This is a genomic window from Exiguobacterium sp. UBA6282, from assembly GCF_002440475.1.
GTDB lineage: Bacteria > Bacillota > Bacilli > Exiguobacteriales > Exiguobacteriaceae > Exiguobacterium_A.
The window spans coordinates 13,550-26,858 of the sequence record NZ_DJUM01000016.1 but is presented as its reverse complement, the minus strand read 5'-3'; the positions used below and the strand labels follow the sequence as shown (position 1 = coordinate 26,858).

Genomic DNA, 13,309 nt, shown 5'->3' with positions numbered 1-13,309 from the left:
CTTTCGCGATGAATTGATATGTAATATATTACTTGTATGAAACCTACAAATGATTTAGCCATTGTACGACTTCCTTTAAGTGAGGAAGTGTATCGACGCTTGCAACACCACATCATCACCTTACGTCTTGCCCCAGGAGAAAAGGTGAACGATCAAGCACTCGCGGAAGCGTTCGGTGTCAGTCGGACACCGGTCCGCGAAGCCTTGAAACGACTCGAAGAGGAGGGATTGATTTTAGCAAAACGGGGTTCACGGACGATCGTGACGGAACTCGATGCCGAACAGGCACAGCAAACCTATCCAATCATTGCGACACTGCATGGGTTAGCGGCGCGTTTAGCAGGACCAATGCTGACGGATGACGATCTAACGAGTCTAAAGTCGATTCATCAACAATTCACGACGGCAATTGATCAGCAGGATACAGAGGCGGCACTAGCACTTGACGATGCCTTTCACGATGTCTTCGTGCAGCGCAGTCAAAACGATCAACTACGAGAGACAATCCGTCGGTTGACACCGTTGATCCGCCGGCTCGAATATGCTCAGTTTGATCGTCTCGGACGCCAGTCGATTGCCGACCATGCAGCGATTTTAGATGCATGTCAACAACAGGATGTCGAGCAACTCGTCCAGGCGACGGAGCATAATTGGAACGGGCTCGGGCGTCTACTCGTCTCGACACTAAAGGAGGAGAGCTGATGCGACCGATCATTTATGGAATTTTAGCGGCAATGTTTTTTGCCGTCACCTTCATCTTGAATCAATCGATGCAAGGGGCAGGCGGTCACTGGATTTATAGTGCGTCGCTCCGCTTTTTCCTGATGTTGCCGTTCTTTATCGTCATCGTCATGATGCGACGGGGGATCGGGCGCGTCTTCCAGGCGCTTCGAGCCGATATCGGCTTTTGGTTACTGTATGGAACGATCGGCTTCGGACTGTTCTACGGCAGCATCTGTTTTGCTGCTGACTACGCACCAGGCTGGTTGATTGCCGGGACATGGCAGTTGACGATTTTAGCGGGACCGTTGCTTGCCCCCTTGTTCAACCAACGGATCCCGTGGTCAGCACTGAAGTATTCCGTCCTGATCGTCCTCGGTGTCGTCGTCATGCAACTATCGGTCGCGGGAAGCCTATCGCTACAGTCACTGTTGTTCGGTGCCTTACCGGTCCTCGTCGCGGCAATTGCCTATCCACTCGGGAACCGGAAAATGATGGGACGCTATGGGAACGAGCTCGATGTGTTTGAACGGATTCTCGGAATGACACTTGCCAGTCTACCGTTTTGGATCGTTCTTTCTGTGATTGCCTACATACAGGTCGGCTTGCCGAGTGTCAATCAAGTGACCCAGTCCGGATTCGTCGCGTTGTTCTCCGGCGTCATCGCAACGTCGCTTTTCTTCTACGCGACGTCGCTCGTTCGGACAGATCCGATCCGGTTAGCAGCGATCGAAGCAACGCAATCGTTCGAGATTGTCTTTACCGTATTCGGAGAGATTCTTTTCCTTCACGCGGCACTACCAACGGGACTCGCGACACTCGGAATCATCCTCGTCATGCTCGGGATGACGTTGCATAGTTTGAATCAGGCAGAGCGAACCGTCGTTCGTTCCGCTAAACGAAAAATCAATTGAGAAAGTAGGCTGTCAGATGGTTTTAACAGGTACACTCGTCAATACCGTCCTGATCATCATCGGGACGTTGCTTGGATTAATGTTCCACCGGATTCCGGAACGCATGAAGGAGACCGTCCTGCAGGCGATTGGACTTGCTGTCGTCGTGCTCGGAATGCAGATGGGGATGAAAAGCACGAACTTCTTGATCGTCATCGGTAGTCTTGTTCTCGGTGGTGCAATCGGCGAGTGGTTCCGGCTCNNCCGACCGGATGGGAGCGTGGCTCGAACGTAAGATCAGTCGGGGTCGTCCGTCGAACATCGCGGAAGGATTCGTGACAGCGACGTTAATTTTCGTCATTGGCGCGATGGGTGTGTTAGGAGCCCTCGACGGTGGACTACGTCAGGATCACGACGTCCTTTATACAAAAGGATTGATTGACGGTTTTACGGCACTCGTCCTTAGTTCAACGCTCGGGATCGGTGTCATGTTCTCAGCGATTCCCGTCTTTCTCTATCAAGGGGCGATTGCATTAAGTGCCGTTGCGATCACGAAATTCATTCCCGACGCCGCACTGCAGGAATTTATTCTTGAGATGACAGCGACTGGTGGGGTGATGATTGCGGCAATCGGTCTTAATCTCGCTGGCATCACGAAGATTCGTGTTGCGAACTTGTTACCGGGTATCGTCATCGTCGCAGTTATCGTCACCGGTCTCCATCTGTTCTCATGAAAAATCCCCACTTATCCGATAACGGACGNNTTTATGTCTCGATCAATTCGTGTGTCTCGTAAGCAGTGATTGTATGTCCATCGTAATGGAAGTCATGCAACAACGGTTGATCCGTTGACAAAGCGACCGGTAAGTAATGCCGGAGATTGCTGATGATTCCCATGTTTTCATCGTTTAAGATCCAGTCGAGCGATTTCCAATCAAGGATGCCTTCGATCGTCATGACCGGTGTCGGAAACGGGCGGTCTTCTAGTTCAGCAAGATAGAGATACATGCCAGACGTTTCTTCCCCGTGTAAGCGAACGATGCCTTTTGGTGTCACCGAATCTAACGGGATGCCGGTCTCTTCGAACGTCTCGCGGATGACAGCAACTTCCGGTGTCTCGCCCGGTTCAATCTTGCCGCCGACACCGTTCCACATGCCCATCGCTGGTCGTTTTTGGCGGTTGACGAGTAAAAAACTATCCGCGTGGCGAATTAAACAAAGCGTATATTGATCCATGTTCATTACTCCTGTCCTAAAAAGTGAGTCTGATACAGCATCTCGAATTGAGCGGGACCTGCGACCGGCAATTCGGTCGTCGTCGTGTCTTCGATTCGTAACGTCCGCTCGGTCAACGTCTTTTGACCGCTTGGAGTCCGCATTGCGATGAGACGACCTTTGTTGAACGGTGAAGCTTCGCTTTGCTGGATGATCTGTTCCATCTTCGATAAGTCACCCTTTGTAATTGCCTTCTCACGGTCGAACTTGTAACCAGTCACGAACTCGGCTTGTCCTGTCCGCTGCATTTCGAGAACATCACCTTTGCCAATCCGGTAACTACCGCTAGCGGAATGAACCGTCTCCCCACTCAAGGGAACCGGAACGAGCGGTAAATTGACACCGAAGCCGGTATCAAGTAGGTGTGTCTCATTCCAAATAATTGCAACGTGTGTCGGTCCCGTCGCTGACCAGGCTGCTGATTTCTGATCATAGACGGTCGCTTGTACGAGGCGAACGGGACAATTCAGTTCCTGCAGGACCCGGTGCAGCAGTCCGTTCAAGTCATAACAGACACCACCACGTCGCTCCGTCAGAAACGTTTCAATGAAGCGCTCGTCGTTAAACGGACGGATTCGTTTCTCAAGCACAGTTGTATTCTCAAACGGTAACTGGTAGGCAAAGGCTTCGAGTAAGCGAGGTAACTGATCAAACGTTATCGTCTCAAGCGGAAATCCGAGCCGTTGTTCCAAGTCCTTCATCCAATCCATTTGTAATCCCTCCTTTATATACTACCTGATTATCCCATATTGCTTCAGAAAATGTGGATTTGAGCATATATTATCTGAAAATAAGGATAACCCTTTTGTTCGATGGGAATCTTTGATATGCTGAAATAGGATTAATTAAGAATGATTCTCAATGTCGAATCACGAACTAAAGGAGGTCTCATCATGAGACGGAAAACTTGGATGACAGCGTTGACGCTCCTCGTGTTGAGCAGTTTGATGCTTGCGGCCTGTTCAGGTCAAGCAGAACAAACAAACGAAAAGACGCGGACGATTACGCATGAGGCAGGAAAAACGAAAGTGCCGGAGCACCCGAAGAAGATTGTCGCACTTGAATACTCATTCGTTGATGCGTTAGACGAACTTGGGATTACACCAGTCGGAATCGCACAAGAAAATAAGACCGATGTCTCCGGATTACTCGGAAAAGACATCGCGTTCACGGAAGTCGGTACACGTCAACAACCGAATCTTGAAGTAATCAGTTCCTTGCAGCCGGATTTAATCATCGGCGACTTCAACCGCCATAAAGGAATCTACAAGCAACTGCAAAAAATCGCACCGACGATCATCTTGAAGAGTCGGAATGCGACGTACGAAGAGAACATCGAATCGTTCAAGACGATTGCGGAAGCAGTCGGGAAAACTAAACAGATGGATGACCGACTTGCCCTGCATGAAGAACGATTGAATGTAGCGAAGAAAAAGGTGGATCCAAACGACGACCGAAAAGTGATGGTTGGTGTCTTCCGCGCCGATTCACTGACGGCACACGGTGAGACGTCGTTTGATGGTGAATTACTCGAGAAGATCGGTATCGAGAACGCTGTTACGAAAACAGCGGAACCTACCGTTACGATTACGTTAGAGCAGATGGTCAAATGGGATCCGGACGTCATCTTCATGGCGGAAGCCGATCCGAAACTGCTGAAGGAGTGGAAAAACAACCCGCTCTGGAATCAGATCACAGCGGTTAAGAACAAAGAAGTTTATGAAGTCAATCGTGACCTTTGGACACGCTATCGAGGACTTGACGCTGCAGAACAGATTGTTGACGAAGCGATTCAATTGTTACAACAGAAATAATGAACGACAAAAGCCGGAGCAATCTGGCTTTTCGTCTTGATGAAAGGGGAACCATCCGGTGCAGCGGAAACGTCTGATTTTTGTACTCATATTACTCGGTTGCTTGGCGGTTTATAGTAGCCTGTTCTTTGGCATCACACAGATGAATCCGATTCACTTAGTCCAGGAGTGGATCAGTGGCACGACATCAAAAGCAGGACTCGTCCTGACAAATCTGCGCTTACCGCGGCTCTTACTCGGATTGTTGCTCGGAGCGAATCTTGCCGTTGCAGGGGCAATCATGCAAGCCGTGACACGAAATCCGCTCGCTTCACCGCAAGTCTTTGGTGTCAATGCCGGTGCGTCATTTCTCGTCGTCTTAAGCCTGCTCGTCTTTCCGTCGCTCGGAACGGCAAATTTGATCTACTTCGCCTTTGCCGGTGCCTTAGTCGGTGGAGTGCTTGTCTTTTCGTTCGCCTCCGTTCGCGGGATGACAGCATTAAAACTTGCCCTCGTCGGGATGGCGATTCATCTCTTGTTGACGTCGCTGACGAAAGGCTTGATTCTCTTTAACGACCGGATCACGAACGTCTTGTACTGGTTGTCCGGTTCGCTCAGTGACGCGAGCTGGCTTGAACTACGGATCGTCCTCCCATGGTCGATTGCTGGTTTGCTTCTTGCGGCGAGTCTCGCGAAATCGCTCGCTGTCTTCCAACTGGGGCAAGACGTCGCGGTCGGTCTCGGGCAAAAAGTGACGCGAATCCGTTTGCTTGCCGGCATCAGTGTCGTCTTACTCGCAGGCGTCACCGTTGCCGTCGCCGGAGCGATCGGTTTCATTGGATTAATGGTTCCGCACATCACGCGGCGCCTCGTCGGGGAAGATTACCGGATCGTTCTGCCGGTCGCTGCCGTCATCGGTGGACTTCTGCTGACGTATGCCGATGTCCTCGCGCGGTTCATCGCCTATCCGTATGAGTCACCGGTCGGCATCGTGACGTCATTGCTCGGTGCACCATTCTTCCTTGTTCTGGCACGTCGTCAGATGAAAGGGGGATTACGATGAAAGACATGGGTCGGATTTTGATTGTTGCGGTGCTCGTGTTCTTCGCGAGTTTTGCCTTACTGTCGGTCGGCTCGATTCAGTTATCGTTATCGGAACTATGGCAGTCGTTCTTTGGTGGAAAGGATGCCTTCATCGTCCAAAATTACCGTCTGCCGCGAACTGTCCTTGCTTTCTTAGCAGGTGCGAGTTTCTCACTTGCCGGAGTCATCTTACAAAGTGTCATCCGTAATCCATTGATTTCGCCTGACGTGATCGGTGTGACGAATGGTGCGTCACTGTTCGCCGTTTTAACGATTGCCCTCGTGCCGGATGGTCCGCTCTTGTTAACACCAATCGCTGCTTTCATCGGAGCAGCACTTGTCATGATCGCCTTAATGATGCTTGAGCGGGGCGGGAATGTCTCTCGTAGTTCGTTTGCGTTACTTGGAATCGCGGTCAGTGCGATTTGTGCTTCCGGGACGGAATACTTGTTGATCAAGTTTCCACTTCAGACAAACGATTCACTCGTCTGGCTCGCTGGGAGTCTGTTCGGGAAAGGGTGGCAGGAAGTGATGATCTTAGCGCCCGTGCTCGTCGTGATTGGTGCAATCATCTTCTATCGCCATCGTCAACTCGATGTCTTATCACTAAGTGAAGAAGTCAGTATCGGTCTTGGGTTACCAATTCAGCGGACGCGGCACATCTTCTTGGCGCTCGCGGTCATTCTAGCTGGTGTTGCCGTCGCGACGGTCGGTGCGATTGGTTTCATCGGACTGATTGCGCCACATATGGCACGGCGTCTCGTTGGTCATAAGCATCTTGCTGTGTTGCCGATGGCGCTGTTGCTCGGCGGAGGGTTACTCGTCGTCGCGGATGCACTCGGTCGAGGGATACATCCACCACTTGAAGTACCAGCCGGATTGATCACAGCGATCATCGGTGTGCCGTATTTCCTGTATCTTTTACGGAGAGAACGGACGGCATGATGTTCGATCTACCAAAATGGAGTCCTAGCGATTACGCGAAGGACTCCATTTTTATGAAAGGAAAGAAGTACGCACTTGACGAATCATGGCGACATCTTTCTATATTTATTTGGCTTCAAGTTGGTTTGATTTTTCTACTTCCTCTTTATACTTTTCTAAAAATTCATCAACTGAAACGTTATTAGCGTTTGGATTCGATTCAATGGTTAATTTACTCGAAGAAATCGATGTGCTTTGATCGTCTACATGTGATGGAATTTCAAGTACCAATTGATCACCTAAACCCGTTTCAAGACCACTTTTTCCGAAGTTAAAAGTTCGTGTGACATACGCTTCAGCATAATTTTTTTGATTCTCTGAATAGACTTTGACATCAGAAATGTTGTATTTGAATGAATTCAGCTGAATTTTATCGACTTCCGTAGTGGATAGAAAAATCAATACAGCCTCGTCCCCTTCAGATAACTTTGAAAGGTTAGTATGCGCTAACGGAGTATTGTTCAAGAAATCTGCTTTTTGTTGCTCAAGCACTGTAGTGAAAAAATCGAAAGCTTGTTCCTCTGTGATGCTACTCTTAGATTTTTCTTGTGCAACATTAGAATCGGCAATCGCATTACTCCATAAGAAACCAGCATATAGGATGACACCTAAAGTGAGGGATGAAAAAATAGTTTTTTTCACGATCGTGACCTCTTTCTATTGTTTGGTTCATGTTATTATATAACAAAAAAAACCAAAAAAGGAAAGGGTATAAAAATGAGTAAATCGAATTTTAAGAAAAAAAGGAAAAAGAAAGTATTGGTACTATTTTTAGGAGTTATAGCCCTCATTGTATTACTCATGCCGGTACTATCACCTATTCTGTTTACGGATGCTACGCCTAAAGGTGCTCTTAGACACGAACTATACAAACAAGGCTATTACTATCAAAATTACTTTGCGGTCATTACGGAACAAGATCCTGTTGCAGAACGGTACCATATGTTTTGGTATGATTGGAAAAGTGAAACGGGAGGAACACCTTTTATCTGTTATTCAAAGAAGGTAAACGCGGAAAAGTATGCTGTTTCCTGCGGTACGGGTCCTTAAAGTGGTATCTTATATAAAATAGAATTGAGCTACATAAATCAGGCTTCCTGACATCGTATATTCACGATGCTAGGAAGCCTGATTTTTAATTCATAATGTATCGATTCAAAACGAGTGTTTAAGCCGAGCGACTTTCTGTGCCTAGATTCAAGAAGATTTCTTCTAAGGACGCTTCTTCTACTTCGAGTCGATAGACATGGATCTGTTGTGAGACAAGATAAGAATTGATCGTCGCAATATCCTGTTCACTTTGGACGATGAACGTTGACTGAGTCAGGGAAACATTGACGTCTTTCGCAAGCGTCGACAACTTAGACTGCAAGTGTAGTTGCATCTCATTGTCGAGCAACGCATGTTTGACATGAACAGTGATGTTTTTCTCATATTGTTCCCGTAACTCCTCCATCGTACCTTGCGTTTGGATTGATCCAGCCTGCATGATTGCAATCTCCGTACATAGTTTTTCGACCTCGTCCAAGTTGTGGGACGTTAGAAATATCGTCGTTCCGTCTGCTGCAATCTTGCGAATCAAAGAGTGAATTCCAAGAATCGAGTTGGCATCAACGCCAGATGTCGGTTCATCTAAAAATAAGATATCCGGTCGATTGATTAAAGCTTGGGCAATACCAAGCTTTTTTTTCATCCCGAACGAGTAGTTCTTCGTTTTCATATCGATTGCGTCTTCGAGTTGTACATCACGCAGAAGTTGCTTCAACTCGTCGATCGTCGTCTTCAGACCAAGGACTTTACTGAAATACTTCAAGTGATCGAGCGCCGTGAAGTTTTCGTAAAAGGTCGAGTAATCAGGTAGAACACCAATCCGTGTCCGGACATCTTTCAAGGAATCGTTCGGCGCTCCGAGTAACTCGAATGTTCCGGACGTCGGGCGGACCAGTCCAGTGATCATATTGATGAACGTTGATTTACCGGCGCCATTTTGACCAAGGAATCCGAAGATGGCCCCTTGCTCGATCTCGAGATTCAACTGGTTGACAACGGTCTTATTGCCGTATTGTTTCGTTAAATTGGTTGCACGAAGGGCTAACATCAGAGATCTCTCCTTTTAAAGATAATCAGAGTCGTCAAGACGAAAACAGCGATATGAATCAAAACAAGGTAAGTATAAGCAGTGTTTTCTTGCGTATAGTAATAATACGGCGTTAAGTAAGACAACGTATCAACGATGACATTCTTCGAAATAAGACTCCACATCCCGATGACCGGAAGCGCGATCGAGATGAAGATTCCGACGAACATCGTCATCGAGGAATTATTGACGACTGTTGAAAGAAACAACGACAATCCAATGAAATAAGAGACGAAGATGATGCTTTGAATCAAATCGACGAAATGAAACGACTTTGAAAATGGAACGATTAATATGAGGGCAACTGTCAGGCAGAGGACCCAAAACGATACGTTGCCTAAAAACTTCCCGAAAATGATGTTTTCACGGGACGTTTTTGTTGCAAGAAAACGAATCGTCTTCGACTCGATCTCTTTATTGACACTACTATGAGAAATACTTGTCACGAATAAAGGAGCAGCTAAAAACAGAAGTAACATCAATCCGATGATATACGCATTGTTACCTAGACCAAGATCACTGAGTTGCCCTTTGAACTGGCTGACGAGTTTAGCAGAACCAGTCGTCACGCCGAACAAGACGACGATGATCAGGATGGCGCGGATGCTTTGAAAAAGTGATTTGAATTCGCGAAGCGTAATGGCAAACATATGTAGACGCACCTTTCTCTAAGTAAGATTAATATTGTCGCGCTAGCTTCTTATTCTTCGATACATTCGTGATACCGGCAATCAAGTAAGCGATTGAACCGAAGGCGCCGGCGAGTAACGTAAAGATTCCCCCGAGAATCGCTGTAATGATCAATAGCTTTCCAGCAGAACCGTTTTTGCGAATCCGGACGATTGAGAAGATGCCTCCTAATGTACATAAGAGCGAGACGGCACCAAGGTACAAGAAGAATTGTTGAAAGGATGTGAGGATTTGATTAGCCGTGACATCCGTGATGTTCTCATCGCGAATGAATTGATCAACCAAATCTTTCATGCCAGCGTGATCCGCAATCGAGCCAGACAATAGAAAACCGCCTAAGCACAATGATCCAAACAAAACGATACCGATGACTGCAAATATGTACTCTGTTGTTCTTTTCAAGTAAAACACTCCTTTTCCTTATTTTTCCGATTTGACATTCCTAAACTACCATGACTTGAATCTCTATGACAAGTGGAAAAATGAATATATTTTAATTTTTTATTGGTTAAATGTTTAATTAATATCAAAAATACTTTAACTTTATTTAAATAAATGCTATTGTGAATACATAGGAGGGAAATGGTAAATGAAGAAAGATGATGTTCCCGATTGGATTTTATCTCTAGAATTGGAAGAAGTGGAATTCGTGAAAAAATTCATCGTAAGCTCAGGTTCCTTGAAGGAACTAGCAAAACATTATGATGTGTCCTATCCGACCGTCCGAATTCGTGTCGATCGTATCATTCAGAAAATCGAAGTGAATGAGAAAATCGAGAATGAACCGTTCATCACATATATTAAACAAATGGCAATCGAGGATCGCATCACGATTGAGGATGCAAAAAAAATAATTGAAAAATATCGACTTGAGAGGGGTAACAATCAATGAATTTCTTCGTTTCTGCTCTACTTATCAGTATCTGTTTAGGAATACAGTATTTCTTATCGAGTCGTCACAATCCATATCTCGGCATCATCATGCCGATCATTTTAGTGATCGTGATGACGTGGCGTTACTTTGATGGTAGATATAATAGCCTATTAGCCTACGTGTTGATTTTAGGAATCGGGTTGATTTCACTTTGGGAACAATGGTCGCGTGGTCGAAAAGCTTTAAAAAAGAATCAAGAAAAAGAACTAGAACGAATGCGCGTGCACGATACGCTGTAAAGTCGTACATATAGTTTCACATACAGACGATCTTGAAAGAGATCGTTTTTTTCATGAAAAATGAGAGTCGCTTCGGTTTCGATGATGAAACCGAGGCGACTCTCATTTACATGTTCCGTGCTAGATTCATATTACGGCATATTAATCGAGTTCAATCTTCACTGTCGTATCCTTTGGAAACGCATCATCCGCAGCAAAGAGAACGAATACCTTCTGGTCATCAGGAACTTGATAGACTAAATCAACGGTTGACTTATATGGTGAGAGATACTGATAACTGTTTCTGAATGCTTTCTTATTATGATTAACGTAATCAACGGTTTCATATTCTTTTCCGTCGAGCGACGTCAATGTAAAGGTGCCAGGTCGGTAAATAGCATAAGCGCCTTTTACTCTATTATCGGGATCGTACATGACAACAGGAACCGTAACGAACCGATAACCGCTCTTTTCCTTTAAATCGAGTTCTTTCGGTGTTGGAATGAGTGATTTAGCATAGAACAGTTCAGAAGTTGCTTCCGGATCGCCCGGATACGTTTGGATGACTCCTTTCTTCATCAGTTTTTTAAGTGCTTTTTGATCGTCTGTTTTCTTGTCAGCGGATGTTTTTGTTTCCGAAGCCAAGTCTCTTAATTTTTGTCCGCTCGTCTGTTGTTTCGGCGACGCACTCTGTGGTGTAGTCGTCGAGGATTCGGTTGAGGCGAACAAGAACAGGCTCGCAACCCCGATACACAAGGAAGCAGCAATCGATCCGAGAACCCATTTGAAACGTCGTTCTGTCGCCTGTGTATTTTCAACGACACTACCGAGTGCCGCATTCGGTGTAATCCGGACAGCGCGCTCGGCAGGAAGTAAGGCACCTAATACGCCAGTGATCACAGGAATCAAGAGCATGATGCTGAGGAAACCAAGCTCTTGGACCGGGAATTGTCCGTAAACGAAACCGATCATTCCAAGTGCAGTCAAAAGACCAATCACACCAGCACAGAGTCCCGTCATCATCCCTTCACTTAGTACGAGTAAACGAACTTGTCTGTCTTGCCAGCCGGTTGCTTTGAGGACGGCAAGCTGACTCTTGCGTTCATTAACGTTTTGCCACATGATTTCGGTCGTCGTTAGAATAGCGATTAATAGAGCGACGCCCATCGCGACGTAATGCATCGTCCCGACTTCGAGCGCGACATATTCGCCGAGCCACGTTGCGTACAAGACGCCTTTTAAGCGGAACGTGATGAAGAGAAAGAAGATGAACAGACTCGTCGGTAAGGCAATCGCGACGACCGATAGCAATGTTCGTTGCCAGTAGGTGACAAGCTGATTGGTACTCATCCCAAGCACGCTACGCGCGCGGACGAAACGACGACCTTTTGAGACTTCACCAGAACGCATGCTTTCATACGGTTTGATGTGTCGGATGAGCGTCATCGGTACAAGCGTTCCACCCCAGTAAATGAGTAAACCAGCAAGACCGATCAATAGAATCCGACCGATTGCGATCGGATTGTCCGTCGTGACCCAGAACGAACCGAGAATCGTCCAAGCAATCAAGACGACGAGTGTACCAAGTATTGTTGCTTCGAGGAACAGCAGTTTCGAAAGCTGACGCGGGCGCCAACCGAGCGATAGTAAAATCGCGAACTCTTTTTTTCGAGCGTAGAGTAAGATGATATTCGAGCTGAAGACATAGACGAGTGCAACGGCGATGACACTAGCGATGATGCCGCTCATCCCGACTTTTGCTTCTTGGAAAATGGCGATCGAGGACCCGAGCTTGATCCACGGTTGTTGGACCCAGCCGAGCGCTGATTCGTCTTTTAGTCCCGGTAAATAGGTCAAGGCGAGCTGCGGCGAGGAACCGAGTGTCACGTCCGTGATCAGTCCGGTCTTCTGTTCGATTTCTGTTGCGACTTGCTGGAGCTTCTTCTCGCTAGCAGCGTTCATCGTCTCGACACCTTTGACGTTGACGCGGATGGCNNGGTTTGACGTCTCGGACCGGATTGACGGGACGTTCATTCTTGTCCATCACCCACTGAGCTTTCGACGGGAAGTACGTCTCCATCGGCAGTTCTGTCAGCGGGTCTTTCGAGATATTCAATTTCTTCGGATCGAAGACCCCAATATAGTTCAAGTTGACTTTGGGCCAATCCACGCTATCTTTTCCGAACATCCTCGCTTCCCGGTACATGCTGCGTTTAGCGAGCAAGGAATCTTGGTCGACTTGTTTTGGTTGGACTTGATAGGTGAACGGCCAACGTGAAGCGTACGGACTTTTGATCGAACGGTAGTCGATCGGAGACGGTTTTAAGGCAATCCATGTAAAGGAATTGCTGTTCGTCTCTTCAGCGGTCGGTAACGTGTGTTTCAAAATATCGTTGACGAGCTTCTTCTGGACATCTTGTGTCGTGATCGTATAACGTTTCGCATCGCTTGTCGGTAAGGAGTCTAAGTATTCTTTTCCGCCTTTTTGTTCGACTTGTTGTACCATGTCGTTGATGGATTTCTTTTTAGACGGAAGCTCGACTTTTTCGTACGTGTAGATGCGTGACGCATCGACATATTCA

15 protein-coding genes and 1 pseudogene are annotated in these 13,309 nt (G+C 46.9%); 9 read left to right on the top strand and 7 right to left on the bottom strand.

Annotation, left to right across the window (positions count from 1 at the left end):
- The first annotated feature begins 36 nt into the window (after window positions 1-36).
- The 3 genes and pseudogenes from B2751_RS04655 to B2751_RS04645 all read left to right on the top strand — a co-directional run bounded on the left by B2751_RS04655 (window position 37) and on the right by B2751_RS04645 (window position 2,347).
- Window positions 37-702, top strand: coding sequence for a GntR family transcriptional regulator (locus tag B2751_RS04655; RefSeq protein WP_290773196.1), 666 nt, complete (start codon window positions 37-39; stop codon window positions 700-702).
- The gene (locus tag B2751_RS04650) at window positions 702-1,634 is read left to right on the top strand and encodes a multidrug resistance efflux transporter family protein (RefSeq protein WP_290773193.1); all 933 of its coding nucleotides are present in this window, start codon (window positions 702-704) and stop codon (window positions 1,632-1,634) included. The genes B2751_RS04655 and B2751_RS04650 overlap by 1 nt, the downstream gene beginning before the upstream one ends.
- Before the next feature lie 16 nt (window positions 1,635-1,650).
- Window positions 1,651-2,347: pseudogene (locus tag B2751_RS04645) on the top strand (DUF554 domain-containing protein).
- Window positions 2,348-2,378: 31 nt separating this feature from the next.
- Here B2751_RS04645 and B2751_RS04640 read toward each other — a convergent pair.
- Both B2751_RS04640 and B2751_RS04635 read right to left on the bottom strand, forming a co-directional pair.
- Window positions 2,379-2,849, bottom strand: a complete 471-nt coding sequence (locus B2751_RS04640) for an NUDIX hydrolase (RefSeq protein WP_290773190.1) — start codon at window positions 2,847-2,849, stop codon at window positions 2,379-2,381.
- Window positions 2,850-2,854: 5 nt separating this feature from the next.
- Window positions 2,855-3,598 carry an arylamine N-acetyltransferase family protein gene (locus tag B2751_RS04635; protein WP_290773187.1) on the bottom strand — a complete coding sequence of 248 codons (744 nt, stop codon included), beginning with the start codon at window positions 3,596-3,598 and terminating at the stop codon, window positions 2,855-2,857.
- A gap of 183 nt (window positions 3,599-3,781) precedes the next feature.
- Between B2751_RS04635 and B2751_RS04630 the strand changes: the two genes are divergently transcribed.
- The 3 genes from B2751_RS04630 to B2751_RS04620 are packed head-to-tail and all read left to right on the top strand — an operon-like array spanning window position 3,782 to window position 6,709.
- The gene (locus B2751_RS04630; RefSeq protein ID WP_290773184.1) at window positions 3,782-4,702 is read left to right on the top strand and encodes an ABC transporter substrate-binding protein; all 921 of its coding nucleotides are present in this window, start codon (window positions 3,782-3,784) and stop codon (window positions 4,700-4,702) included.
- A 58-nt stretch (window positions 4,703-4,760) separates the two neighbouring features.
- Window positions 4,761-5,744 carry a FecCD family ABC transporter permease gene (locus B2751_RS04625; protein WP_290773181.1) on the top strand — a complete coding sequence of 328 codons (984 nt, stop codon included), beginning with the start codon at window positions 4,761-4,763 and terminating at the stop codon, window positions 5,742-5,744.
- Window positions 5,745-5,749: 5 nt separating this feature from the next.
- Window positions 5,750-6,709, top strand: coding sequence for a FecCD family ABC transporter permease (locus tag B2751_RS04620; RefSeq protein ID WP_290773229.1), 960 nt, complete (start codon window positions 5,750-5,752; stop codon window positions 6,707-6,709).
- 105 nt (window positions 6,710-6,814) lie between these two features.
- Here B2751_RS04620 and B2751_RS04615 read toward each other — a convergent pair whose 3' ends face one another.
- A complete protein-coding gene (locus tag B2751_RS04615; protein WP_290773178.1) occupies window positions 6,815-7,390 on the bottom strand; it encodes a hypothetical protein in 576 nt (191 codons plus the stop codon).
- 75 nt (window positions 7,391-7,465) lie between these two features.
- Between B2751_RS04615 and B2751_RS04610 the strand changes: the two genes are divergently transcribed.
- The gene (locus tag B2751_RS04610; RefSeq protein WP_056061255.1) at window positions 7,466-7,798 is read left to right on the top strand and encodes a hypothetical protein; all 333 of its coding nucleotides are present in this window, start codon (window positions 7,466-7,468) and stop codon (window positions 7,796-7,798) included.
- 118 nt (window positions 7,799-7,916) lie between these two features.
- Here B2751_RS04610 and B2751_RS04605 read toward each other — a convergent pair whose 3' ends face one another.
- From B2751_RS04605 to B2751_RS04595, 3 genes are read right to left on the bottom strand one after another with little or no spacing between them, the layout of a single operon-like run.
- A complete protein-coding gene (locus B2751_RS04605) occupies window positions 7,917-8,846 on the bottom strand; it encodes an ABC transporter ATP-binding protein (protein ID WP_290773173.1) in 930 nt (309 codons plus the stop codon).
- A complete protein-coding gene (locus tag B2751_RS04600; RefSeq protein WP_290750222.1) occupies window positions 8,846-9,535 on the bottom strand; it encodes an ABC transporter permease in 690 nt (229 codons plus the stop codon). Before B2751_RS04600 ends, B2751_RS04605 begins: the two co-directional genes overlap by 1 nt.
- 28 nt (window positions 9,536-9,563) lie before the next feature.
- Window positions 9,564-9,977, bottom strand: coding sequence for a DUF4064 domain-containing protein (locus B2751_RS04595; RefSeq protein ID WP_056061264.1), 414 nt, complete (start codon window positions 9,975-9,977; stop codon window positions 9,564-9,566).
- A 187-nt stretch (window positions 9,978-10,164) separates the two neighbouring features.
- On the opposite strand from B2751_RS04595, the gene B2751_RS04590 reads away from it, so the two are divergent.
- Window positions 10,165-10,467 carry a DUF2089 family protein gene (locus B2751_RS04590; RefSeq protein ID WP_056061265.1) on the top strand — a complete coding sequence of 101 codons (303 nt, stop codon included), beginning with the start codon at window positions 10,165-10,167 and terminating at the stop codon, window positions 10,465-10,467.
- Entirely contained in the window at window positions 10,464-10,748 is a 285-nt protein-coding gene (locus B2751_RS04585) for a hypothetical protein (RefSeq protein WP_035408095.1), read from the top strand. Before B2751_RS04590 ends, B2751_RS04585 begins: the two co-directional genes overlap by 4 nt.
- Window positions 10,749-10,889: 141 nt before the next feature.
- On the opposite strand, the gene B2751_RS04580 is transcribed toward B2751_RS04585, so the two are convergent.
- Window positions 10,890-12,689: an ABC transporter permease gene (locus B2751_RS04580; RefSeq protein ID WP_290773169.1), complete on the bottom strand. Its 1,800-nt coding sequence runs from the start codon at window positions 12,687-12,689 to the stop codon at window positions 10,890-10,892.
- Between the last annotated feature and the right edge of the window lie 620 nt (window positions 12,690-13,309).

Excerpts from the sequence above, each read along its gene's own strand:
- B2751_RS04655 (WP_290773196.1), top strand. The coding sequence starts at position 37 with ATGAAACCTACAAATGATTTAGCCATTGTACGACTTCCTTTAAGTGAG.
- B2751_RS04650 (WP_290773193.1), top strand. The coding sequence starts at position 702 with ATGCGACCGATCATTTATGGAATTTTAGCGGCAATGTTTTTTGCCGTC.
- B2751_RS04640 (WP_290773190.1), bottom strand. The coding sequence starts at position 2,849 with ATGGATCAATATACGCTTTGTTTAATTCGCCACGCGGATAGTTTTTTA.
- B2751_RS04635 (WP_290773187.1), bottom strand. The coding sequence starts at position 3,598 with ATGGATTGGATGAAGGACTTGGAACAACGGCTCGGATTTCCGCTTGAG.
- B2751_RS04630 (WP_290773184.1), top strand. The coding sequence starts at position 3,782 with ATGAGACGGAAAACTTGGATGACAGCGTTGACGCTCCTCGTGTTGAGC.
- B2751_RS04620 (WP_290773229.1), top strand. The coding sequence starts at position 5,750 with ATGGGTCGGATTTTGATTGTTGCGGTGCTCGTGTTCTTCGCGAGTTTT.
- B2751_RS04610 (WP_056061255.1), top strand. The coding sequence starts at position 7,466 with ATGAGTAAATCGAATTTTAAGAAAAAAAGGAAAAAGAAAGTATTGGTA.
- B2751_RS04605 (WP_290773173.1), bottom strand. The coding sequence starts at position 8,846 with ATGTTAGCCCTTCGTGCAACCAATTTAACGAAACAATACGGCAATAAG.
- B2751_RS04600 (WP_290750222.1), bottom strand. The coding sequence starts at position 9,535 with ATGTTTGCCATTACGCTTCGCGAATTCAAATCACTTTTTCAAAGCATC.
- B2751_RS04590 (WP_056061265.1), top strand. The coding sequence starts at position 10,165 with ATGAAGAAAGATGATGTTCCCGATTGGATTTTATCTCTAGAATTGGAA.
- B2751_RS04585 (WP_035408095.1), top strand. The coding sequence starts at position 10,464 with ATGAATTTCTTCGTTTCTGCTCTACTTATCAGTATCTGTTTAGGAATA.
- B2751_RS04580 (WP_290773169.1), bottom strand. The coding sequence starts at position 12,689 with ATGAACGCTGCTAGCGAGAAGAAGCTCCAGCAAGTCGCAACAGAAATC.